General features: G+C 68.4%; 20 protein-coding genes. 14 read left to right on the top strand and 6 right to left on the bottom strand.

The genetic code is table 11. The features are described from left to right. Positions 1 to 47 precede the first annotated feature (47 nt). The 4 genes from V4U86_RS24205 (at position 48) to V4U86_RS24190 (ending at position 2,186) form a co-directional block, all read left to right on the top strand. Positions 48 to 908 carry an oxygenase MpaB family protein gene (locus tag V4U86_RS24205; protein WP_395308394.1) on the top strand — a complete coding sequence of 287 codons (861 nt, stop codon included), beginning with the start codon at positions 48 to 50 and terminating at the stop codon, positions 906 to 908. Further along, on the top strand, positions 895 to 1,485 hold the full coding sequence (locus V4U86_RS24200; RefSeq protein WP_395308393.1) for a TetR/AcrR family transcriptional regulator: 591 nt from the start codon (positions 895 to 897) through the stop codon (positions 1,483 to 1,485). Before V4U86_RS24205 ends, V4U86_RS24200 begins: the two co-directional genes overlap by 14 nt. A 38-nt stretch (positions 1,486 to 1,523) precedes the next feature. Further along, the gene (locus V4U86_RS24195; protein WP_395308392.1) at positions 1,524 to 1,682 is read left to right on the top strand and encodes a hypothetical protein; all 159 of its coding nucleotides are present in this window, start codon (positions 1,524 to 1,526) and stop codon (positions 1,680 to 1,682) included. A gap of 63 nt (positions 1,683 to 1,745) precedes the next feature. Next, positions 1,746 to 2,186 carry a pyridoxamine 5'-phosphate oxidase family protein gene (locus V4U86_RS24190; RefSeq protein WP_395312196.1) on the top strand — a complete coding sequence of 147 codons (441 nt, stop codon included), beginning with the start codon at positions 1,746 to 1,748 and terminating at the stop codon, positions 2,184 to 2,186. On the opposite strand, the gene V4U86_RS24185 is transcribed toward V4U86_RS24190, so the two are convergent. Genes V4U86_RS24185 through V4U86_RS24175 form a run of 3 tightly spaced genes read right to left on the bottom strand, consistent with a single transcriptional unit; the run spans position 2,170 to position 10,896 of the window. Then, the gene (locus tag V4U86_RS24185; protein WP_395308391.1) at positions 2,170 to 2,553 is read right to left on the bottom strand and encodes a nitroreductase family deazaflavin-dependent oxidoreductase; all 384 of its coding nucleotides are present in this window, start codon (positions 2,551 to 2,553) and stop codon (positions 2,170 to 2,172) included. The two genes, V4U86_RS24190 and V4U86_RS24185, sit on opposite strands and share 17 nt — an antisense overlap. Before the next feature lie 10 nt (positions 2,554 to 2,563). Continuing rightward, complete coding sequence (locus V4U86_RS24180; RefSeq protein WP_395308390.1) at positions 2,564 to 10,018, bottom strand: amino acid adenylation domain-containing protein; 7,455 nt, start codon at positions 10,016 to 10,018, stop codon at positions 2,564 to 2,566. Further along, positions 10,015 to 10,896 (bottom strand): class I SAM-dependent methyltransferase, encoded by an 882-nt coding sequence (locus V4U86_RS24175; RefSeq protein ID WP_395308389.1) that lies wholly within the window; start codon positions 10,894 to 10,896, stop codon positions 10,015 to 10,017. The genes V4U86_RS24180 and V4U86_RS24175 overlap by 4 nt, the downstream gene beginning before the upstream one ends. A 183-nt stretch (positions 10,897 to 11,079) precedes the next feature. On the opposite strand from V4U86_RS24175, the gene hemL reads away from it, so the two are divergent. Genes hemL through V4U86_RS24140 form a run of 7 tightly spaced genes read left to right on the top strand, consistent with a single transcriptional unit; the run spans position 11,080 to position 18,060 of the window. After that, positions 11,080 to 12,399: a glutamate-1-semialdehyde 2,1-aminomutase gene (gene hemL, locus V4U86_RS24170; RefSeq protein WP_395308388.1), complete on the top strand. Its 1,320-nt coding sequence runs from the start codon at positions 11,080 to 11,082 to the stop codon at positions 12,397 to 12,399. 29 nt (positions 12,400 to 12,428) lie between these two features. Further along, positions 12,429 to 13,016 (top strand): histidine phosphatase family protein, encoded by a 588-nt coding sequence (locus V4U86_RS24165; RefSeq protein ID WP_395312195.1) that lies wholly within the window; start codon positions 12,429 to 12,431, stop codon positions 13,014 to 13,016. Between the two features lie 23 nt (positions 13,017 to 13,039). Further along, a complete protein-coding gene (locus V4U86_RS24160) occupies positions 13,040 to 13,600 on the top strand; it encodes a TlpA disulfide reductase family protein (RefSeq protein WP_395312194.1) in 561 nt (186 codons plus the stop codon). A 7-nt stretch (positions 13,601 to 13,607) separates the two neighbouring features. Further along, on the top strand, positions 13,608 to 14,339 hold the full coding sequence (locus V4U86_RS24155) for a cytochrome c biogenesis CcdA family protein (RefSeq protein ID WP_395308387.1): 732 nt from the start codon (positions 13,608 to 13,610) through the stop codon (positions 14,337 to 14,339). Beyond that, positions 14,336 to 15,961 (top strand): cytochrome c biogenesis protein ResB, encoded by a 1,626-nt coding sequence (resB, locus tag V4U86_RS24150; RefSeq protein ID WP_395308386.1) that lies wholly within the window; start codon positions 14,336 to 14,338, stop codon positions 15,959 to 15,961. Before V4U86_RS24155 ends, resB begins: the two co-directional genes overlap by 4 nt. Further along, entirely contained in the window at positions 15,958 to 16,935 is a 978-nt protein-coding gene (gene ccsB, locus V4U86_RS24145; RefSeq protein ID WP_395308385.1) for a c-type cytochrome biogenesis protein CcsB, read from the top strand. The genes resB and ccsB overlap by 4 nt, the downstream gene beginning before the upstream one ends. A gap of 3 nt (positions 16,936 to 16,938) precedes the next feature. Beyond that, on the top strand, positions 16,939 to 18,060 hold the full coding sequence (locus V4U86_RS24140; protein WP_395308384.1) for a MinD/ParA family ATP-binding protein: 1,122 nt from the start codon (positions 16,939 to 16,941) through the stop codon (positions 18,058 to 18,060). 21 nt (positions 18,061 to 18,081) lie between these two features. Here the strand turns inward: V4U86_RS24140 and V4U86_RS24135 are convergent, their stop codons facing one another. Next, positions 18,082 to 18,243 (bottom strand): hypothetical protein, encoded by a 162-nt coding sequence (locus tag V4U86_RS24135; RefSeq protein WP_395308383.1) that lies wholly within the window; start codon positions 18,241 to 18,243, stop codon positions 18,082 to 18,084. 79 nt (positions 18,244 to 18,322) lie between these two features. Here V4U86_RS24135 and V4U86_RS24130 point away from each other — a divergent pair, with 79 nt between their 5' ends. Both V4U86_RS24130 and V4U86_RS24125 read left to right on the top strand, forming a co-directional pair. Then, the gene (locus tag V4U86_RS24130) at positions 18,323 to 18,595 is read left to right on the top strand and encodes a DUF4229 domain-containing protein (protein ID WP_395312193.1); all 273 of its coding nucleotides are present in this window, start codon (positions 18,323 to 18,325) and stop codon (positions 18,593 to 18,595) included. A 204-nt stretch (positions 18,596 to 18,799) separates the two neighbouring features. Then, positions 18,800 to 21,037 (top strand): S9 family peptidase, encoded by a 2,238-nt coding sequence (locus V4U86_RS24125; protein ID WP_395308382.1) that lies wholly within the window; start codon positions 18,800 to 18,802, stop codon positions 21,035 to 21,037. Here the strand turns inward: V4U86_RS24125 and V4U86_RS24120 are convergent. Then, complete coding sequence (locus V4U86_RS24120) at positions 21,017 to 21,757, bottom strand: MerR family transcriptional regulator (RefSeq protein WP_395308381.1); 741 nt, start codon at positions 21,755 to 21,757, stop codon at positions 21,017 to 21,019. The genes V4U86_RS24125 and V4U86_RS24120 overlap by 21 nt on opposite strands. 63 nt (positions 21,758 to 21,820) lie before the next feature. On the opposite strand from V4U86_RS24120, the gene V4U86_RS24115 reads away from it, so the two are divergent. Continuing rightward, complete coding sequence (locus V4U86_RS24115; protein WP_395308380.1) at positions 21,821 to 22,507, top strand: DUF3159 domain-containing protein; 687 nt, start codon at positions 21,821 to 21,823, stop codon at positions 22,505 to 22,507. A gap of 11 nt (positions 22,508 to 22,518) precedes the next feature. On the opposite strand, the gene V4U86_RS24110 is transcribed toward V4U86_RS24115, so the two are convergent. Continuing rightward, positions 22,519 to 23,388, bottom strand: coding sequence for a 1,4-dihydroxy-2-naphthoate polyprenyltransferase (locus tag V4U86_RS24110; RefSeq protein WP_395308379.1), 870 nt, complete (start codon positions 23,386 to 23,388; stop codon positions 22,519 to 22,521). Between the last annotated feature and the right edge of the window lie 81 nt (positions 23,389 to 23,469).

Here is a 23,469-nt window from a genome sequence, read left to right as displayed (position 1 = left end):
CGCCACATCCGATTGGAACAAAGTTCAAAATCTGTAACACTGTGCCCATGACGGAACTGGTCGAGAACACTCCCGAGGCTCTGGACGACGCGTTACCGCTCGGGCCCGACTCCCTGGTGTGGAAATACTTCGGTGAGAACCGGATGTACCTCATCGGCCCTCGCCCCGCGGTGCTGCAGAACATGCTGGCCGAACTCGGCCAGGGCGTCCTGGACCACTCGGTGTTCTTCTCTGATACCGCGGCCCGGGTCAAGCGGTCGTTGCCGCCGATCTTCATGACCGTCTACGGGACCGATAGTGACAACCGGGGAACCCAGGTCCGGGACTTTCACAAGGAGATCAAGGGCGACATGCCCGACGGGAAGCGCTACCACGCCCTGGACCCGGAGACCTACTACTGGGCGCACGCCACCTTCGTCGAGCAGGTGCTGTACTTCGCCGACACCTTCGTCAAGCGCCTGACCGAGGCCGAGAAGGAGCAGATCTACCTGGAGTCCAAGACCTGGTACCGCCGCTACGGCGTGAGCGACCGCCCGATGCCGGCCACGTACGCCGACTTCGTGCAGTACTGGGACCGGATGATGAGCGAGATCCTGGTGGCCCACAAGACCGCCCAGTACGGCGTCGGCTACGTGACCAAGGGCTTCCCGCGCCCGAAGGGTGTGCACCCGCTGGCCTGGAAGGTCATCGCCCCCGTCTTCAATCCCGTCGCGGCGTTCCTCACCACCGGCGGCATGCCGCCGCAGGCCCGGGAGATGCTGGAGCTGCCCTGGAGCGATCGCAAGGAGAAGGCCTACCAGGCGTTCGCCGCTTTCTGGCGGTCCCGCCCGGTGAACTGGCTGTGGGATCGGCTGCCAATGTCGGTGCGGTACAACAAGTACGCGCTCAAGGGTTATGCCAACGCCTGACGCGACGCAGTCCATCCTGGATGCGGCGCTGATCGAATTCGAACGCCACGGTATCCGGCGTGTCGCCCTCGACGACGTCGCGCGCCGTGCCGGGGTCAGCCGGACCACGATCTACCGGCGCTTCGCCAACCGCGACGAACTGGTCAGCGCCGTCATCGAACGCGAGAATGAGTCGTTGTTCGCCGACATCGCGGTTGCGCTGAAAAATGCTGGGCCGCAATCGAATTATTACGTGGAGGCCTTCACGTTGTCGATCATGCGGTTCCGGCGTCACCGGGTGCTCAACCAGATGATCGCCGAGGACGCGGCGCTGGCGCAGGAGATGCTGCACCAGCACTATGGGGCCGCCGTCGAGCGGATGGCCGCCGCGCTGCGGGTGATCTTTCCGGAGGGTTTCGCGGAGCGGATCGGCGCGCCCGTGGTCAACGACCTCGCCGACACGATCCTGCGGTACGCGGCCATGGTCCTGCTACTGCCGAGCATGCAGCCGGTCCAGACCGAGGACGAGGTGCGCGCCTTCGCCACCAGGCATTTTCTGCCCAGTTTGCCGGCGGCGCTGCGGTCGGTATCCGCCTGATTGTTTCGTGGGTCACGTGAGCGGTCATTCCGTATCCCATGACCGAAACACCAGATCCCGAAGAAATAGCAGGCTACGAGGACAACCGTCCGACGTCCGTGCTGCCCGGCAGCGACGGAACCGTGAGCGGCACCGCCGTCAGCGACTGGCTCGACGAAGAGGGAAAGCCGATCTACAACGAGGACTCCAAAGAATAAGCTGATCGGGTGACTTCACCCCCGCAGACAAAGTTGGAGAAGACCACCACCGCGTTCATCGAGATGGCCCACTCCATCGTGTGGGCATCGGTGGCCACCGTGGATGCCGACAGCAGACCCCGTACCCGGATCCTGCATCCCATCTGGGAGTGGGACGGTACCGACCTGTTCGGTTGGGTGGCGACTGTGCCGTCGAAGGTCAAACACGACCATCTCGCCGTGAACCCCTACGTATCGGTCAGCTATTGGGCCACCAACCACGACACCTGCAGTGCCGATTGCCTGGTCGAATGGTATTTCGACGAGGACACCCGAACGGCGGTGTGGGACAAGTTCGTCAACGCCCCTCCGCCCCTGGGTTATGACCCCACGATCATCCCTGGCTGGGACTCGCCGATGTCGCCGTCGTTCGCCGTGCTGCGGCTGGCGCCGTACCGGCTACGGGTCATGCCCGGCACGGTGATGACCGCGGGGCGGGGCGCCGTTCTCAGCTGGACCGCGTGAGCAGCAGCGCCGAACCGATTGGCGCAACGCGCAGTACATGTCGCCAAGGCGCATCCATCGCCGCGACGGCCTCCCTCAGCGACACCACCCGGGGCTGCTCGACCAGCAGGCTGCGGCCATCGATCTGTAACCGCCCGGAACCGGAAGCCATCAGATTGCGGACCCAGTCGGTGTCCGAACCGTAGGGCAGCAGCACCGCAACACCGTCGGCCGTCGGGAAAGCGGTCACCGGTGTGCGGTAACCGGTTCCGGTCTTGCGGCCGACGTGGTCGACGGCCGACCACAGCGGGACGTACCCGGCAAGGGGCTCGACCAGCGGGTTGACGTATTTGCGGTTGAACTCGGCCCGTTGGCGCGCAAACAACATGCCCCGAATCCTAGAGCCGGCGCAGCGTCGCCGCAGGATTGTCACAGACATTGCGGAGCAGATTCTCGAACTGCGCCAGCAGATTACGAATCAGCTCTGCACTGTAGAGCGCGGTGCGGTAGCTCGCCTCCAGCACCATGGTGGTGCCGTTGTCCACGACGTTGATGAACAGTTCGAACGTCTCGGCCTGACGCACCAGGGTCTGGTAACCCACGGTCAACCCGGTATGCCGGATGTCGTCATCGCGGACATCGATGTTGAAGACGATGCTGACCAGTGGCGGTCGATTCCCGACCCGGGGCAGATTGAGTTCCTGCAACAACGTGCCCATGCTGACGCCCTGGTGCTCGAAGGCGTCCAACAACGCTCCCCGGGTGCCGCGCAACACGTCGGTGAAACTGTCCGCGTCGCTGATCTGCAAGCGCAGCGGCAGCAGATTCACACAGTGCCCCACCAGATGTCCTTGACCATGGAACGACTGTCCGGCGGCGGCCAATCCGATGACGAGATCGTCCTGCCCGGTGCGCCGCTGCAGCAGTCCGGCGAAACCGGCCAGCATGGTGGCCACCAGGCTGGCCCCGTGTGCGCTGCCTACGCCGCGCAGCCGGGCCACCAGTTCGGCATCCAGCGGGCGGTCCTCCCGGGCCGCCGACAGATCGTCTTCGTCCGCCCTGGTGATATCACCGGGGATCTGCGGCGGTGCCGGCACCTCACGCAGCTGCTTGAGCCAATAGTCCTGGTGCAGTTGACCTTCCTGCGATTGCAGAAAGCGATGCTCGATCGCGCTGTAGTCCGAGTATCGCGGTGCCGCCGGTAGCTCGGCCTCACGACCCTCCACCTGCGCGGAGTACAAGGCGGCCAATTCGCTCAGTACCACCGCGCCGGACCAGCCGTCGCACACTGCGTGGTGAGTGACGAACAGCAGTGTGTGACGGTCGGTGCCGAGGCGCACCAGCCGGAACCGGACCAGCGGGCCGTTGCGCAGATCGAATCGGCTGCTCATCTCGAGTTCTCGGATCTGGTTCAGCGCTTCCGCGCGGGCCCGGTCGTCGTGACCGGACAAGTCGTGCACCGGCAGGTCCAGGTCGAGTCGGGTGTCGATCAGCAGTGAGCGGCCGTCCCGGGAGAACCTGGCGCGCAGCGATTCATGCCGGTCCAGCAGGGTCTGCAGGGCGTGCCGCAGGGCACCCTCGTCGAGCTTGCCGTCCAGACTCAGGCTCAGCCCCTCGTTGTAGGCCACGCTGTTGTCCCCGACGAAGCGTGCGGCCAGCCACACCTCGCGCTGTGATTCGGTGCTGGGCACCGACATCGTCGACCCGTCCTCGCTGACGGTGGCGCCGAACAGTTCGGCCGTGGGTGTCACGTCGTCGAAGAACCCGCCCTGCTTCATCTGGGCGATGGCGTAGGCGAAGGCGTCGACGATGAACTGCACCTCGGCCTCGCCGTGCTCGGTGGTCAGGTAGTTCGGCCGGGCGTCCCAGGCGTTCACCCCCGCCTCGCGCAGGAAGTAGTAGAACAGTTCCCCGAACGCGAGTTCCTGGGTCCACTCCGGTTTCATCAGCGAGCCGAACCGACCGATGTGCATCGGCACACCCTCGGACCGGAACAGCCCGTTCAGCCGGTCCACCAACCCCTTTGCGGTGTGATTCACCTGTTCCTGCAGACCGGGATTGGCCTTCATGTGCTGCAGCGTGGCGTGCACCACGGCCATCGTCAGTGGGTGCCGCACGAAGGTGCCGGCGAAGTAGGTGACGCCGACCTCGGGCATCGAGTCGTCGCCGAACTGCCAGCTGCCCCCGTCCAGCGCATCCATGAACCGTGGGGTGCCGGCCAGTGCGCCGACCGGTAACCCGGCGCCGAAAACCTTTCCATAGCAGCCGATATCGGCCTTCACGCCCCACACGCCCTGAGCTCCGGCCCAGTGCACCCGGAACCCGCAGACCACTTCGTCCATGATCAGCGCGGTGCCGCTCTCGTCGCAGATCTTGCGGACCTCGCGCACATAGTCGGCGGGCTGCAGGTCGGGCTTGCGGGACTGCACCGGTTCGATGAGCACCGCCGCCAGCTCGTGCGCACGCTCCCGCAGCACTGCAAGCGATTCCGCGGTCCCGTACTCGAGCACGATGGTGTTGGCCACGCTTTCGGGCGGGACACCCGGTGCGGCGGGCACGGTGCGCCCGCTCGGGGTGCTGCGCACCAGTACCTCGTCGGTGATGCCGTGGTAGTCGCCTTCGTGCTGCACGATCAGGTTGCGTCCGGTCACGGTGCGGGCCAACCGGATCGCGGCCAGCACAGCTTCGGAACCGGTATTGCAGAACGCCACCCGCTCGTGACCGACCATCTCGCCGAACAGCTTCGCGCATTCACCCGCCACCGGGTTCTGCGGGCCGATGATGATGTCGCGTTCGACCTGCGCGTGGACGGCGTCTACCAGGAAATCGGGCCGGTGCCCGAAGAACACCGAGCCGAACCCGTTGGTGATGTCGACGTAGTCGTTGCCGTCGATGTCGGTGAACCGCGGGCCCTTCGAGGTGTCCGCCACGATCGGGTACACCAGGTCCTTCCACAGCGGGCGGAAGCCCGACACCGCACGTGGGTCGGCCAGGTGGGGGCGGTGCTCATCGGCATACGCGCGGCTGCGGGCGGTCCGCGCGGTGTAGCGGCTGACGAACTCGTCCAGCGCCGCGCGTTGCCGCGGCGTCAGAGCTTCGTCGGCGTTCGTGCTGATCCGGGTACCGGCGCCGAACACCTTCGGCGCCGCGGCGTCCGCGCCGGCCTCCAACTGAACCAACTGCGCGGCAAGGGCTGCGGGAGTGGGGAATTCCTCCAGCAGCTGCCGGAACCGCAGTGATACCGAGCGCCGCTGGTTGATCTGGGTGGTGATCTGGGTGAGCAGCAGCGAATCGAACCCCATCTCCAGGAAGGAGCGGTGATCGTCGTCGGGGCCGATGTCGACGCCGGCGACTTCGGCGAACAACGTCCGCACGAAGGTGGTCATCCGATCCGCCGGGTCGGTGTCGGTGTCGGTGTCCTGTTCCACGACAGCGGATTCCGGAGCGCCCGCGGCCGTCACTGGCAGCGCCGCCGTCGGCGTCAGCCAGTGCCGGGTTTTGGCGAACGGATAGGTGGGCAGGCTGACCCGGGTGCGCGTCTCACCGGCGTGCACCCGGCGTGCGTCGGTGTGCACCCCGGCCAGGAACAGCCGGGCCACCGCGGTGCCGAGATGCTCGGCGTCGTCGGCATCGGCGGCTCCGGCGTGCGGCAGCGATGCGACCGCGGTGATCCCGGACTGGCGGGCACTGGTCGTGAGGTTCTGGCCGGGCCCGCATTCCAGCAGCACGCAGCCCGGTGTCTCGGCGGCGTGCAGCAGCGCGGGGGCGAAGCGCACCGCATTACGCAGTTGCTGTGCCCAGTAGTTCGGGTCCTGGGCCTGGTCGTCGGTGATCGGCAGACCGGTCAGGCTGGAGTAGAACGGCAGTGTCGGCGCGCTGCGCGGGTACTGCGCGACCACCCGGGTGAACGGATCGACGATCGGGTCCATCATCGGGGAGTGGAAGGCATGGCTGGTGTGCAGTGCGGTGGTGGGCACCCCCGCCGCCTCCAGCCGGTGCCGGACCGCGTCGAGTTCGGCGTGCGGGCCGGACAACACGGTCAGCTTCGCGGAGTTCACGCCCGCGATCGCCACCGATCCGCCCAGGTACTGCTGCGCATCCTGTTCGGACAGCCGGACCGCGAGCATCCCACCCGAGGGCGTCGACTGCATCAGCCGGGCCCGCTCGGCCAGGATCAGCAGGGCATGTTCGAGCTCGAACACGCCGGCCAGGGTGGCGGCCACGAACTCGCCGACGCTGTGGCCGATCATGTTGTGCGGCTTCAGTCCCCAGCTCATCCACAGCTTCGCGGTGGCATAACTGATGGTGAAGATGGCCGGCTGCGCCAACTGGGTGTCGCGCAGGACGTCACCGGATTCGTCCCCGAACATCACCTCGCGCAGGTCGACATTCAATGCGGGCAGCAGGATGTCGGCGCACTGGTTGACCGTGCTGCGGAACACGCTCTCGGTTTCGTACAGTCGCCAGCCCATCCCGGCGTGCTGTGCACCCTGGCCCGGGAAACCGAACACCAGGTGCGGTCGGGGATGCGGGTCGCCTCCGGTGACGACGGCCCGGCGATCGTGCAACCGCGCGGCCGCCTCCGCCGCGGTACGTGCCACCACGGCGGCGCGGTATTGGTGGCGGTTGCGGCCCACATCGAGTGTGTAGGCGACGTCGGCCAGAGACTCCCCGGAGTCCGTCAGAACGTCGGCGAGTTCGGTGATCTGGGTCTGCAGCGCCTCGAGCGAGCGTGCCGACAACCGCAGCACCTGCCAGTCCCGGCGGGCCGGGCTGACCACACGGTCCGGCCCCTGCTCGAGGATGGCGTGGAAGTTGGTGCCGCCGAACCCGAATGAAGACAGTGCGCCACGGCGCGGTCCGTCGGTGACCCAGCGGCCACGGGTGTCGTTGACGAAGAAGGGGGAAGATTCGAACGCGCAGTCCGGGTTGGGTTGCGCGAAGTTCAGCGTCGCCGGGCGTTCGCCGTGGCGCAGCATCAATGCCAGCTTGATGGCCCCGGCCATCGCGGCTGCGGCATCGAGGTGGCCGATATTGGACTTCACGCTGCCGATCGCGCAGAAGCCGGTGTCGGCGGTGTCCTCCCGCCAGGATTCGGTGATCGCGGCGACCTCGATGGGATCCCCGAGGGGCGTGCCGGTGCCGTGCGCCTCCAGCACCCCGATGCTGCGGGCGTTGACCCCGGCCCGGTCCAGTGCGCTGCGCACGACGGCCCGCTGACCGGCGATGCTCGGCGCGGTGAAACTGGCGCGCGCGGCGCCGTCGTTGTTCAGCGCGGTGGCCCGGATGACGGCGTGGATGGTGTGCCCGTCGGCGATCGCGTCCGGCAGGCGGCGCAACACCACACAGGCGCCGCCACCGGTCAGCACCATTCCGGTGGCGGCGGCGTCGAAGGCGCGTACCTTCCCGTCGGCGGACAGCGCCCCGCCGGGAAGGTGCTCGTGTCCGTGCCGGTACTGCCACGGCAGCGACGCGCCGCCGGCCAGTGCGACGTCGCAGTCGTCGGCCAGCAGCGCCTGGCACGCCAGATGCAGTGCCGCACCACTGGATGAGCACGCCGTCTGCACACTCATCGCGGGACCGGTCAGGCCGAGCTTGTAGGCGATGCGGGTGGCGGCGTAGTCCTTGTCGTTGCCCACCAGCGCGTAACCCAGCCCGAGATTGCCGGTCTGATCGTGGGGCAGCACATTGCGGGTCAGGTAGCTGTTGGCGGCCACCCCGGCGTAGATGCCGGTGCGCAGGGTGCTGGTGGCGGTGGCCAGTCCGGCGTCCTCGAAGGCAGCCACCGCGGTCTGCAGCAGTAGCCGCTGCTGCGGGTCGATGCGCTCGGCCTCATGCGGGGTATAGCCGAAGAAGGTGTGGTCGAAGGTTTCGGTGTCCGCGGCCCAGCCGCTCACCGGAACCCAGTCCGGGCGACACGGATCCGGGTCGAGCAGTTCCAGGGAGTCCACCCCGTCGAGCAGATTGCGCCAGAACGTGCGGACGTCCGGAGCGCCGGGCACCCGGGCGGCCATGCCGACGATCGCGATCAACTCCCCGTCGGCCGGGCGCGGGTGTCGAGGTGGGCGAGGTGCCGGTGCGGCCACCGGCTCGGGTGTGGCAAGTTTGGCGGCCACCCCGGCGATCGTCGGTGATTCGAAGAACTCGGTGATGCTCAGTGCCGCACCGAGTTCGGTGTTGACTCGGGTGACCAACCGGGTCGCCAGCAGCGAGTTGCCGCCGAGTTCGAAGAACGGGTCGTCGGCGCCGACACCGCCGAAGCCGAGCAGGTCCTCCCAGAGATCGGCCAGCGTGCGCTCCAACTCGGAGGCGGGCGGCCGGTGCGCGGTGGACAACGCGGGGCGACCGAGGACCGGCTCGGGCAGGGCCTTGCGGTCCACCTTGAAGCTGGCGTTGACCGGGAAGACATCCATAAAGGTGTAGCTCGCCGGCACCATGAAATCCGGCAGCGTCTGTGCCAGTTGGGTGTTCAGTGTGGTCGGTAGCAGCGGGGCGCTGCCGGAGGTACGCAGGTAGGCCGCCACGAAACGTTCCCCGTCGGGGCGCGACGGGGCGGTCACGACGCTCTCCAGAACCCCGGGGATGCGGTTGAGTGCCTGTTCGATCTCACCGAGTTCCACCCGGTGGCCACGGATCTTGACCTGATGGTCCAGCCGACCGTGGTAGCGGAATACGCCGTCGGGGCGTTGGCTGACCAGATCGCCGGTGCGATAAAGGGTGCCGCCGCCGAGCGGATCGGCGACGAACGCCGCGGCGGTCTGCTCGGGCAGATTGCGGTAGCCGGCGCCGACACAGACGCCCTGTACACACATCTCGCCCTTCTCGCCGGGCGGGACCGGGTGCAGGTCGCGGTCGCGCACGGTCAGCACGATATTGGGCAGCGGGGTGCCCAGCGGGCAGTCGCCGCCGGTGCTCAGATCGGCATCGGTCACCTCGTGGGCGGCGATGGTGTCGGCACATTCGGTGGGCCCGTAGCCGTTGAAGAGCACCGGGCGGGTGTCGGCATGGGTGAGCCAGCGCCGGAACCGGTCCAGCCGCAATGCTTCTCCGAGGATCAGCAGCCGACGTACACCGGCCATCTGTGCGTAGGCCTGGGCAGTGCTGTCCTCGATCAGGCCGAGCAGTCCGGTGGGGGTGTGGTTGAGGGTATTGACCTCGAAGTCCACGATGGCCTGCCGGATCCGCGCCGGGTCGTAGATGGGGGAGTCGTAGAGCACGACGGTGCCGCCGCACAGTAGCGGGGAACAGATGGCCTTGCTGGTGATGTCGAAACCGATGGAGGTGGCCACCAGCGCCCGGGTGTCCGGCCCGACGCCGAATCCGTCGATCATCCAGCGGTTGACGTTCACCGCGCCGCGCTGAAAGTTCAGGGTGCCCTTGGGTTTTCCGGTGGATCCGGACGTGTAGATGGAGTACACCAGGTCGTCGGCGCTGCCCTCGGGCGGGTTGACCGGGTCCGCCCCGTCGTGCGGGCCCAATGTCATCACGGGTACATCGGTGGAGATCCCTACCGCGCCCAGTGCGTCTGCGTCGCGGTCGGTGACGAGGACGAACGGCTGGGCGTCGACCATGATCCCGTTGATGCGGGCGGCCGGATAGGTCGGGTCCAGCGGGATGTAGTAACCGCGGGCCTTCAGGATGCCCAGCAACGCGATCGGTAGCAGTGGGGTGCGGTCGCACAGGAAGGCCACCCCGGTACCCGGGGTCAGCCCGGCGTCGATCAGCCGGTGTGCGAGACGGTTGGCCCGGCCGTTGAGCTCGGCGTAGGTCAGGGTGGCCTCGCGGTGCACGATGGCCTCGGCGTCGGGGGTGCGGGCGGCCTGTGCGGCGAACAGATCCTGGACGGTGCTCATGCGGTGGCCCTGCGCGCGCATACGGTCAGGAAGCGCATGCCGGCCACCTCGGTCTCGTACTGCTCGGCCACGTCCCAGCCCGCCCGGCCGAGCAGATACGGGTGGTTGTGGCAGAAGCTGAACTCCCCGCCGTGCGGGCGGGAGGCGGTCTCGGTGGCCAGGTCGTAGCCGGCGTAGACCGGCTCGGTGATCAGCCACCAGCCGCCACGTTGGGCGGTGATGCGGTACAGCTCGGTCACCTTCTCCTCGGGCAGGTACTCCAGAACGCCGGCATTGGCGAAGTACGCCCAGTCCATGCCCGCGTTGGCGGCGATCCAGGACACCGCGTCGGCGGCGACGAACCCCAACCGGTCGTCGTGCTGCCAGCGGCGGGCGTTGTTGCGGGTCGCCTCGGCATTGATGTCGACGCCGACGAAGCGGCCGATCTGGGGGAGTTGGCGGCTGACGTACTCCAGAGCCAGGCCGTTGCCGCTGCCGATCTCGCAGAGCGTCGGGCAGGTCCGGCCGCCCAGTTCGCCGCGCAGGAATTCCAGCGGGCGGGCGTGCTCGGCCAGGAACCACTGTTCGAACCGGTCGGCGACGCCCGGATCGCTGCTGAACCGGGTGCCGCCGGGACCGGCCCAGAATCGCTGGTGCAGCGCGCTCAGGGCCGGCCAGTCGGCGGGGGTGGCGCGGTGGGTCCAGCCGGCCATCATCAGCCGGTCGGTCAGCGAGAAGGTGGCCGGGTCGCCGTGTTCGAGCAGCGACCGGCCGTGGCGGGGCCGCAGCCGCAGCAGCACGCGACCGAGGCTGATCTTGACGGCTCTGCGCCGGCCACCCGAGGGAAGTGCGAACGGATAACGGATCCCGGGTTCGCGAACAGGTAGCTGATCATTCACAGAGATTTCCCTATCTACGCATTGGCGGGATGTTTATCCGCTAAATCGGGCATTTTGCACGAAGTAGTGAGTTTGCGAAACTCATGTGTGGGATTTGCCACGCCACCGCTTGTCGGGCCGGTCCGGCGACGTCCACTACACCCTGTAGTTGCCGGGGCGGCGCTGACTGGGACACTGGGGGCCATGAGTAGTACCGGTTTGTCCGTTTCGGCATCCGCAGCGCTATTCGCCGACGCGTCCGCGGTGATCCCCGGCGGGGTGAACTCCCCGGTCCGGGCGTTCAGTGCAGTCGGCGGTACGCCGCGCTTCATCACCTCGGCCAACGGCTACTGGCTGACCGACGCCGACGGCAATCGCTACGTCGACCTGGTGTGCTCGTGGGGTCCGATGATCCTCGGTCACGCCCACCCGGAGATCGTCGAGGCCGTGCAGCGCGTCGCCGCCGACGGGCTGTCCTTCGGCGCCCCCACCCCGGCAGAGACCGAACTGGCCCGCGAGATCGTCGACCGTGTCGGCCCGGTCGAGCGCATCCGGTTCGTCAACTCCGGCACCGAGGCGACCATGAGCGCCATCCGGTTGGCCCGCGGGTTCACCGGGCGCCCGAAGATCATCAAGTTCTCCGGCTGCTACCACGGCCACAGCGATGCGCTGCTGGCCGACGCCGGCTCCGGGGTCGCGACGCTGGGGCTGCCGTCCTCGCCCGGGGTCACCGGAGCGGCCGCGGCCGACACCATCGTGCTGCCCTACAACGACGTCGCCGCGGTCGAAGAGACCTTCGCGGCCCTCGGCGAACAGATCGCCTGCGTGATCACCGAGGCCAGCCCGGGCAACATGGGCACCGTGGCGCCGCTGCCCGGTTACAACGCGGCATTGCGCCGGATCACCGCCGAGTACGGCGCGCTGTTGATCCTCGACGAGGTGATGACCGGCTTCCGGGTCAGCCGGGCCGGCTGGTACGGCCTCGACCCGGTCGACGCCGACCTGTTCACCTTCGGGAAGGTGATGAGCGGCGGGCTGCCCGCCGCCGCATTCGGGGGCCGCGCCGAGGTGATGGAACGGCTCGCGCCGCTGGGCCCGGTCTATCAGGCGGGCACGCTGTCCGGGAACCCGGTGGCCATGGCCGCCGGCCTGGCCACTCTGCGCGCCGCCGATGACGCCGTGTACACCACCCTCGACGCCAACGCAGACCGGTTGGACGCCCTGCTCACCGCGGCGCTCACCGAAGCGTCCGTCGCACACCGCATCGCGCGGGCCGGAAGCTTCCTGACGGTTTTCTTCGGGGAGACCACCCCCACCGACTTCGCCTCCGCCAAGGCCACCGAGACCTGGCGTTACCCGGCCTTCTTCCACGCGCTGCTGGACGCCGGGGTGTACCCGCCCTGCAGCGCCTTCGAGACCTGGTTCGTGTCAACGGCTCTCGACGACGACGCCTTCGACAAGATCGCCGCCGCCCTGCCGCACGCCGCCCGGGCTGCTGCGCAAGCCGCCAGGCCCACTCGGTGAGCGCGCCCATCCGCACGACGGTGCACGTCATGCGCCACGGCGAGGTGCACAACCCGGAGAAGGTGCTCTACGGGCGGTTGCCCGGCTACAACCTGTCCGACCGCGGCCGCGCGCAGGCCCAGTCCGCGGCGGACTGGCTGGCATCCAAGGACGTCACCTACGTGGTGGCGTCCCCGCTGGAGCGGGCCCAGCAGACCGCGGCGCCGATCGCTGCCGTGCACGGGCTGGACATCGCTACCGACAACGATCTGATCGAGTCGTGGAACGACTTCGAGGGAAAGCGGGTGGCGCCCGGCGACGGTGCCCTGCGTGACCCGCGGAACTGGCCCCGGCTGCGCAACCCGCGCAAGCCGTCCTGGGGCGAGCCCTACGACGAGATCGCGCCGCGGATGATCGCCGCGCTGCACCGGGCTCGCAAGGAGGCGGCCGGGCACGAGGCCGTCTGCGTCAGCCATCAGCTGCCGGTGGAGACGCTGCGCCGGGCGATGACCGGGCGCACGCTGCCGCATCTTCCGCTGCCGAACAGCCGGCTGTGCAATCTGGCGTCGATCACCTCGTTCACGTTCGACGACGACCGCCTGATCCGGTGGGGCTACACGGAGCCCTGGGGTATCTAGTGAAGTTGCTTGTCGCCCTGGCAATGTCGCTGGCGCTACTGGTCACCGGCTGTAGCACCGGCGACGACGCCGTCGCTCAGGGCGGGACGTTCGAGTTCGTCGCGCCCGGCGGGAAGACCGACATCTTCTACGATCCGGCCGAATCACGAGGTACCCCGGGGCCGCTGACCGGCCCGGATCTGATGGACCCGGAGCGGACGCTGGCATTGTCGGACTTCCCCGGCAAGGTCGTCGTGATCAACATCTGGGGTCAGTGGTGTGGGCCGTGCCGTTCGGAGATGCCGCATCTGCAACAGGTCTACGACGCGACGCGTGACCTGGGTGTGGAGTTCCTGGGCATCGACGTCCGCGACAACAACCGGGCCGCCGCAGTGGATTTCATCACCGACCGCAACATCACCTTCCCGTCGATCTACGACCCGTCGATGCGCACCATGATCGCCTTCGGCGGAAAGTATCCGACCACCGTCATCCCGTCCAGCCTGGTCCTGGACCGTCAACACCGGGTCGCCGCGGTGTTCCTGCGTGAGCTGTTGGCCGAAGACCTGCAACCGGTGGTCGAACGCCTGGCAGCCGAAAAGTGATTGTGCGATGACCGATCTCATCACCGGTGGGCCGCTGCTGCTGGCCATCGGGCTGAGTCTGCTGGCCGGACTGGTGTCCTTCGCGTCGCCGTGCGTGGTGCCGCTGGTGCCCGGATACCTGTCCTACCTCGCGGCGATCTCCGGGGGACCGGGCCGCTGGCGGGTGGCCGGCGCGGCCGGCCTGTTCGTCGCGGGTTTCACCGTGGTGTTCCTGCTCGGCAGCGTCGCGGTGCTCGGCATGACCACCGCGCTGATCACCAATCAGGAACTGCTGCAACGCATCGGCGGTGTGGTGACGATCGCGATGGGCCTGGTGTTCATCGGCTTCGTCCCGCTGCTGCAGCGCGAGGCACGTTTCGCGCCGCGTCAGCTGTCCACCCTCGCCGGGGCTCCACTGCTGGGGGCGGTCTTCGCGCTGGGCTGGACGCCGTGCCTGGGGCCGACCCTGACCGCGGTGATCGCGGTGTCCTCGGCGACCGAGGGCTCCGCGGTCGCCCGCGGCATCACCCTGGTGATCGCCTACTGCCTCGGCCTGGGGCTGCCGTTCGTCCTGCTCGCCTTCGGGTCGGCGCGGGCCGTCCGCGGACTGGGCTGGCTGCGGGCGCATACCCGCGGCATCCAGATATTCGGCGGGATTCTGATGATCGCCGTCGGCGTCGCACTCGTGACCGGACTGTGGGGAGACTTTGTGGCCTGGGTACGCGATGCCTTCGTCAGCGACGTGAGGTTGCCGATATGAAAGCCCTCCAACGCATTTGGGCGCTGATCCGCAACACCTGGCGCACGCTCACCTCGATGGGCACCGCGCTGGTGCTGCTGTTCCTGCTGGCGCTGGCCGCGATCCCGGGCGCGCTGCTGCCCCAGCGCAGCCTCAACGCCTCCAAGGTCGACGCGTACCTCGTCGAGCACCCCACCATCGGGCCCTGGCTGGACCGCTTGCAGGGCTTCGATGTGTTCTCCAGCTTCTGGTTCACCGCCATCTATGTGCTGCTGTTCGTCTCGCTGGTGGGCTGTCTGACCCCGCGCCTGTTCGAACACATCAAGAGCCTGCGCGCGGTGCCGGTGGCCGCGCCGCGCAACCTGTCCCGGCTACCCAAGCACCACGAGGCCGAGGTCGTCGCCGAGCCGGCGCAGCTGGCCGCGACGGTCAACGAGCGGTTGCGGGGCTGGCGGCGCACCACCCGCGCCACGGGCGAGGCCGCCGGAGCCGCTCCGGCGGCGACATCCAGCATCGAAATTTCCGCGGAGAAGGGCTATCTGCGCGAGTTCGGCAACATCGTCTTCCACTTCTCGCTGCTGGGGCTGCTGGTCGCCATCGCCGCGGGCAAGTTGTTCGGTTACGAGGGCAACGTCATCGTCATCGCCGACGGCGGACCCGGCTTCTGCTCGGCATCGCCGGCCGCCTTCGATTCGTTCCGCGCGGGCAACACGGTGGACGGCACCTCGCTGTACCCGATCTGCGTGAAGGTCAACGACTTCGATGCCGACTACCTGCCCAGCGGGCAGGCGCTCACCTTCGCGGCCAACATCGAGTACCAGGCCGGTGACGACCTGACCACCAACACCTGGAACGACTACCGGCTCGAGGTCAACCACCCGCTGCGGGTCGGCGGGGACCGGGTTTACCTGCAGGGCCACGGTTATGCGCCGACGTTCACCGTCACCTTCCCGGACGGTCAGTTCCGCACCCAGACCGTGCAGTGGCGTCCCGACGATCCGCAGACGCTGCTGTCCTCCGGGGTGATCCGGGTCGACCCGCCCGCCGGCAGCTATCCCGACGCCGACGAACGCCGCAAACAGCAGATCGCGATCCAGGGCCTGTTCGCGCCGACCGAGTCCCTACACGGCACCCTGCTGTCGTCCAGCTTCCCGGCACTGAACAAGCCGGCGGTGGCCGTCGACATCTACCGCGGCGACACCGGGCTGGACACCGGCCGCCCGCAGTCCATCTTCGATCTGGATCCCCGGCTGATCGGCCAGGGCCGGCTCAACAAGGAGGCCCGGGTCAACCTGGGGGTGGGTGAGGAGAAGCGGCTCGACGACGGCACCACCGTGCGCTTCGACGGCGCCGTGCCGTTCATCAACATGCAGGTGTCCCACGATCCGGCGCAGATCTGGGTGCTGGTGTTCTCGCTGACCATGATGGCGGGGTTGGTGGTGTCCCTGCTGGTGCGGCGCCGACGCGTCTGGGTTCGGATTACCCCCGGTCCTGCGGGTACCGTGAGCGTCGAGCTCGGGGGATTGGCCCGCACCGACAACTCCGGGTGGGGCGACGAGTTCGAGCGGTTGACGGACCGACTGCTCGGTGACGGAGGCAGTGCAACCGGCCGGGCACTTGGCGACGGAGGAAAGACAGCGTGAACAGCACGGACATCGACATCGAGCTGGCCCGATACTCGGACTGGGCGTTCACGTCATCGGTCGTGGTGCTGGTGCTGGCACTGCTGTTGTTGGCGGTGGAGCTGGCCTACTCGCGCAGCCGCAAGGTGGAGGCTCGCGAACTGGTCTCGGCCGGCGCCGGCTCCGCGGTGGATCGCGCCAGCGCGACACCGGGCATCGTGGTCGACTCCGCCCGCACCGTCGACGAACGCATCGGCCGGGCCGGTGTGGCCCTGGCCTATGCCGGCATCGTCCTGCTCGCGGCGTGCATCGTGTTGCGCGGGCTGGCCACCGCGCGGGTGCCGTGGGGCAACATGTACGAGTTCATCAACCTGACCTGCTTCTCCGGTCTGGTCGCGGCCGCGGTGGTGTTGCGCCGTCCCCAGTACCGCGGGCTGTGGGTGTTCGTGCTGCCGCCGGTGTTGATCCTGCTCACCGTGTCGGGCAAGTGGCTCTACACCCACGCCGCACCGGTGATGCCCGCCCTGCAGTCCTACTGGCTGCCGATCCACGTCTCGGTGGTCAGCCTCGGTTCGGGGGTGTTCCTGGTCGCCGGTGTGGCCAGCGTGCTGTTCCTGCTCAAGATGTCGTCCTTCGCCCAGCGCGACAACGGCTTCGGCCGGATGCTGTCGCGGCTGCCGGATGCGCAGCTGCTGGATCGGATCGCCTACCGCACCACGATCTTCGCCTTCCCGGTGTTCGGTTTCGGCGTCATCTTCGGCGCCATCTGGGCCGAGGAGGCATGGGGCCGGTACTGGGGCTGGGACCCCAAGGAGACGGTGTCGTTCATCGCCTGGGTGGTCTACGCCGCGTACCTGCACGCCCGCTCGACCGCGGGCTGGCGGGACAAGAAGGCGGCCTGGATCAACGTCGTCGGGTTCGTCGCGATGATCTTCAACCTGTTCTTCATCAACCTGGTGACCGTGGGTCTGCACTCATACGCCGGGGTGGGCTGAGCCGTGCCCGGCGGGGACAGCTTCAGGGCGCAGCAACGGTTTTCCGACCCGGGGCAGCAGCTGCCCCCGGAGTGGACCGCGCCGACGCCACCGCACGGATTCCCGGCGCAACCGCACGCGGCGCCTGCGGGTGCAGCGTCCGGTCCCGCACCGGATCCGCCCCCGCAGACCAGCCCGGTGCCGTTACCCGCGCCGTACCTGGACCTGTCCACCGTCGCCTTGCTCGGGCAGCCCAAACAGGCGCCGACGAGTGGCTGGCGGCGATGGCTTTATCTGGGCACCTTCAAGCTGGTCAACGTCGGCGAGAGCCCGAAGGTCACCAACCAGATCACCCTGATCGAGGATGCCAGCCGGCCGCTGCGCGGCTGCTACCGGATCGCGGTGCTGTCCCTCAAGGGCGGTGTCGGCAAGACCACTGTCACCGCGACGCTGGGTGCCACGTTCGCCTCCACCCGCGGGGACCGGGTGATCGCGGTGGATGCCAACCCGGACCGCGGGACCCTGAGCCAGAAGGTGCCGCTGGAGACACCGGCCACCGTGCGGCATCTGCTGCGCGACGCCGAGGGCATCGCCAGCTACAGCGATGTGCGCCGCTATACCTCGCAGGGTCCGAGCCGGCTGGAGGTGCTGGCCTCGGAGTCCGATCCGGCGGTGTCCGAGGCGTTCAGTTCACAGGACTACGCCCGGACCGTGGAAGTGCTGGAGCGGTACTACAGCCTGGTGCTCACCGACTGCGGCACCGGGATGTTGCATTCGGCGATGGCGGCAGTGCTGGCGAAGGCCGATGTGCTGGTCGTCGTGAGCTCCGGATCGGTGGACGGTGCGCGCTCGGCCTCGGCGACGCTGGACTGGCTGGACGCCCACGGTCACCAGGACATGGTGCGCAACGCGGTCGCGGTGGTCAACGCGGTGCGTCCGCGATCCGGCAAGGTGGATCTGCAGAAGGTCGTCGACCACTTCTCGCGGCGGTGCCGCGCGGTGCTGCAGGTGCCATTCGACCCGCACCTGGAAGAGGGGGCGGAGATCAGCCTGGAACGCCTCAAACCGGCGACCCGTCAGGCGCTGCTCGAGTTGGCCGCGGTGGTCGCACGCGGCTTCCCCACTCCGGGGCATCCGGCGAACTGACCCGTCGCGCTACGGCGCGGGTCAGTTGCGCGGGTTGTCCTTGGGATCCAGCCGGCGCAGGAAGTCGGGATCGTCGTCGGGCCCGATCACCCGGGGGCGTGGGCGGTTTGCCGATGCGCGGAGCAACCGGTACGTCGCGAATGCCAGCCCGGCCACCATCAGAGCCAGGAGTAAGTACTGCAAGCCAATAACCTCCTTGCTCCGAATATACGCGCCTCCTCGGTAGGCTCGGACCGTGTCTGATTCTCGGCTGGGTCCCCGGATGCTGCGTGATGTCGGTGCCTACCTGTTCGCCCGCCTGGCGCTGGCCGCGGTGCTCACCGCGGTGATCCTCGGCGTCGGCCATCTCGTCGGTCTGCGCGAGTTCCCGGTGGTGGTGGCCGTGCTGTTCGCGATCGTGCTGGCGTTGCCGTTGGGCATCTGGGTCTTCGCGCCGCTGCGCCGGCGGGCGACGATGAGCATCGCCGAATTCGACGAGCGCCGCCGGCAGGACAAGCAGGATCTGCAGGCGCGCCTGCGCGGCGAGGACGGCTAACCCGGCGCCCGTTCGAGACCCACCAGCAGCACGACCGCCAAGACCCCGTTCCCGAGGAAACTCAGGAAGTGCGAGCGACGACGATCGGTATGCCGCCACTTACGGCTTGCCGCTGCGGCAGTGTCAAATAGTGCTCGAGGTCCCGGGCGTGCGAAGCGACTGGAGACTTGACCATGCCGCTACGTCCGGGTGTTGCCTGACGGTGTGACTCGCATCCTGACCGACTCCGATTACGCACGCGCCGAGCAACTGCTCGCGCCCTACCGGGCGCGCAAGGTCCCGGGCAGCAGGCTGGCGCCGCAGTGGCTTTCCGGCGGCACCCGGTTCTGGTACCAGGTCGGCACCCGCTACGTGCTCGTCGATCCGGCCGCAGGTGCCCGCCGCCCGGCATTCGATCACGACCGGTTGGCCGCGGCGCTCTCGGTGGCATCGGGACATGCGGTGAACGGCGACGATCTGCCGATCGCGGCGGTCGAGTTCCACGGCGATGCGGTGCGGTTCAACGCGCTCGAGCAGGCATGGGAATGGTCGGACGGTCTGGGCTTGCGCAAGTCCGACCATGTGACGCCCCTGCCCGGTGAGGTGCCGTCCCCGGACGAGCAGTGGGTGGCGTTCAGCCGGGACGGGAACATCTGGGTCCGGCCCGCCGGGGGCGGCGAGGAGTTTGCGCTCACCGAGGACGCCGAACCGCACTTCGACTACGGCAGTCTGCCCGAGACCACCGGGGCCAAGGCCTTGATGCGGCTCCTCGGCCTGCCGGGCCCGCTCTTCTTGCACTGGTCACCGGACTCCACGCGAATCCTGGTGCAGCGCATCGATCAACGTGACCTGCCGGAGTTGGTGCTCGTCGAATCCACACCGCGTGACGGTGGCCGCCCGGTCGAGCACCGCACCCGCTACACGATGCCCGGTGAGGAGGCCGTGGCGCACATGACGTGGAACGTGCTGGACGTCACCGATCGTTCCGTGGTCCGCCAGCAGGATCCACCGACGCCGATCATGCACAACACCGCGCTCGTCTACGCGTGGTGGACCGGCAAGTCAGGCGACGCCGTGCACTTCCTGCACCATTCCCGCGACGCCCGCACCCTTGCGCTGCGCCGCCTCGACCCGGCGACGGGCGCCACCACCACGCTGATCACCGAGACCGGCGAAACCCGCGTCGACCCCGCGGTGCAACTGGGCGACCCGCAGATGGTGCACGTGCTCGACTCCGGTGAGATCGTCTGGTGGTCGCAGCGCGACGGCTGGGGACACCTGTATCTCTACTCGGCCGACGGGCGCCACAGCACCCAGATCACCAACGGGCCGTGGCTCGTCCGCTCGCTGCTGTGGGTCGACGAGGAGCACAGGCAGGTGTGGTTCGTCGCCGGCGGACTCGTCGAGAGCGACCCGTACCTCCGGCAGATCTGCCGGATCGATCTCGACGGTTCCGGGTTCACCCGGCTGACCGACGACCATCTCGACCATGACGCCGTCAGCCCACCCGAGGGCGGCTACATCGTGGATCGGGCATCGTCGTCGAGCGTGGCCCCCCGATCTGTTGTGCTCGACGCCGATGGGGCGGTGACCGTCGAGCTGGAGTCACCGGGAACAGCTGCGCTGGAGGCACTCGGCTGGAGCCCGCCCGAACGCTTCCGCACCACCGCCGCCGACGGCACCACGCCGATCTACGGTCTGCTCTGGCGCCCACACGATTTCGATCCGCAACAGCGCTACCCGATCGTCGAGCACATCTATCCCGGCCCGCAGATCTACCGGGCCGGACCGTCGTTCGATCCGCCGCATCAGGGCGAGCCGGAGGCGTTCGCGGCGCTCGGTTTCGCCGTCGTGGCGATCGACGGACGCGGTAGCGCGGCGCGCGGCAAGGCATTTCAGGACCATTCCTACAATGACCTCGGCAATGGCGGCGCCCTGGACGACCATGTCGCGGCGATCCGGGAACTCGGGCACCGGTATCGGTGGCTGGATACCGCACGGGTCGGCATCACGGGTCAGTCCGCGGGCGCCTTCGCCGCCGCGCGTGCGGTGCTGATGTATCCCGAGGCCTACCACGTGGCGGTCGCGACATCGGGCAACCACGACAACAACATCAACCTCGCCATGTGGGCCGAGCACTACCACGGTGACCTCAGCGACGAGGGCAGGCGAGCCATCTCGAATACCACATTGGCCGCCAACCTCACCGGCAAGTTGCTGCTCATCCACGGTGAGCTCGATGACAACGCGCACCCGTACATGACGATGCGTCTCGTCGACGCACTCATCAAGGCCGACAAGGATTTCGACCTGATCATGATTCCCGGTGCCGAGCACGCGCTGATCGGCCGACAGCACTACTTCCTGCGTCGCACCTGGGACTATTTCGTCCGGCACCTGCACGGCACCGAACCGCCCAGCCACCGGCTGGCGCCGCTGCCGCTACCGAACCTGGGTGGCTGAGCCGCGCAGAATCTCGCCGGCTCGGCGCAGTACGTCGAGCTGGGCGGGGTTGTAGAGATCGGTCATCGCATCGTCGATGGTCTTCTCGGCGAAGCGCGCACCGCGCGGGGCGTCGAAGCGGGCCTCGCTGAGGCCGGGATGGTCCTGGCGGACCGACCGGATGTAGGGGGCCAGGCGCTCGGCGAGGTCCTGGCGGGTGGCCTCATCGACATCGGCAGGCAGAGTGTCGAACTCGCGGGCAGCCGGGTCCTCCCGGGCGTCGCGGATCAGGTCGGCGTAGGCCTGCCTACCCCGGGGGCCCAGTACCCGGCTCAGCACCACGATCAACTTGCGGTCCGCGTCGGTCATCTTGGCGACCGCCTCCGCCGGCGCGAAATCGGACGGCAGATCCGTGGGCGCCGAGGTGGTCAGAAGTTCGGCCAGTTCGTCGCGGGCCCGCTGCAGCCGGTCGATCGTCGCGGCCAGTTCGGCGTCGAGTTCCCGAAGCGCCTGCTCGGGATGGTCGTCCTCGTCGCCCAGCGCCGCGATCTGCGGTAGCGAGAACCCGAGATCGACAAGTCGTTTGATGCGTACCAGCCGGACCAGGTGCGCCACCCCGTACTGCTTGTAGCCGTTGGATCGCCGTTCGGGCTCGGGAAGCAGACCGACCTGGTGATAGTGCCGGACGGCCCGCAGGCTGGTGCCGGCGAGTTCGGCGATCTCACGGGTACTCCAAGTCACCGGTCCATCTTGGCCCAGGCCCGGACTTGACTGTGCCGCTACGTCCGAGTGTCCGATGAGGACATGAACAAACCTGAGCCGACGATGCTGGAACGGGTGGGCGGGGTGCCCGGCCTGGTGCTCGCCGGCGTGCCCACCGTCGCCTACGTGCTCGCCAACGCCGTCGCGGGACTCGACGTCGCCGTGGTGGTGGCCGTGGCCGTGAGCGTGGGGCTGATCCTGTTCCGGTTGGTGCGCAGGCAACCCCTGCAGCCCGCGGTCTCCGGACTGCTCGGTGTCGTCATCGCCGCGCTCATCGCGTACTACACGGGCTCGGCCGAGAACTACTTCCTGCCGGGCATCTGGATCAGCCTGGCCATGGCTGCCGCATTCACGGTGTCGGTGTTTGTGCGCCGCCCACTGGTCGGGGTGATCTGGAATCTCCTGCGCAGCAGTGGACCCGACCCGCAGTGGCGCGACGACCGGACGGTGCTGCGGGGGTTCGATATCGCGACGCTCGCTTTCGTGGTGCTCTTCGCGGCGAGATTCGTTGTCCAGCAGTGGCTCTACGAGGGTGGCCACACCGGCTGGCTGGCCTTGGCGCGGATCGGCATGGGCTATCCACTGCTCGGGGTCGCGCTGCTGGTGGTGTTCTGGGCGGTCCGCCGGGCGAACCGTCGGTCAGTTACGGCGGCTCAGGAGCGTGAGCCGGCACCGCCGACCACGCTGGCGCCTGCGGCGATGCGCTCGGAGTGCTCAGGCCGCGATTGAGCTCGCGGTGATCAACCGAATGCCAGGGCCGCCGTGACCGCGATCGCCAGTACCAGCATGGTCAGGCCGGTGTCCCGGAGCACCGGGATCAGATCCTTGCCGCCCAGTCCGCGCCGGACCGGCCCGGCCGCCCGGACCGCAAGGGGCAGCGCCAGCAGTCCGGCCGCCGCCCACGGTGTCGCCGCGATGAGCGCCAGTGCCGCCACGAACGCCGCCGCCAGCAACACCTGGAACAGCACCTGGGTACGGGCGTCCCCGAGTCGCACCGCCAGGGTGATCTTCCCGGACTCGGTGTCGGTCGGGATGTCTCGCAGGTTGTTGGCCACCAACACCGCCGAGGACAACGATCCCATCGCGACGGCCAGCAGCAGGCCGACCCAATCCACCCGCAGCGCCTGGGTGTACTGGGTGCCCAGCACCGCGACCAGCCCGAAGAACACGAACACCGCGATCTCACCGAACCCGCGGTAGCCGTACGGTTTGGAGCCGCCGGTGTACAGCCAGGCCCCCGCGATACAGGCGGCGCCGATCGCGATCAGCCACGGTTGGCTGACGATCGCCAACGCCAGGCCGGCCGCGGCGCCGACTGCCAGGCTCACCAGCGCGGCGGTCAGGACCGCGCGCGGGGAGGCCACCTTGGAGCCCACCAGCCGCAGCGGCCCGCTGCGCACATCGTCGGTGCCGCGGATGCCGTCCGAGTAGTCGTTGGCGTAGTTCACGCCGACGATCAGGGCCAGCGAGACCAGCAGCGCGAGCAGCGCCTTCCACCACACCGCTTCCCCCAGCCACGCCGCGGCGCCGGTGCCGGCGATGACCGGTGCCACCGCGTTCGGGAGAGTGCGGGGACGGGCCCCCTCGATCCATTGCGCGAAGCTAGCCACGCCGCCAATCGTTGCATGCTGCCCACCGCCGGTTACCAGGGGTGACGTGGCGCACCTTGTCACATCGGTGGGTCCGCATGA

Source organism: Mycobacterium sp. AMU20-3851, assembly GCF_043974665.1.
GTDB lineage: Bacteria > Actinomycetota > Actinomycetes > Mycobacteriales > Mycobacteriaceae > Mycobacterium.
The sequence above is the reverse complement of the archived record's forward strand: the minus strand, read 5'-3'. Positions and strand labels throughout refer to the sequence as shown.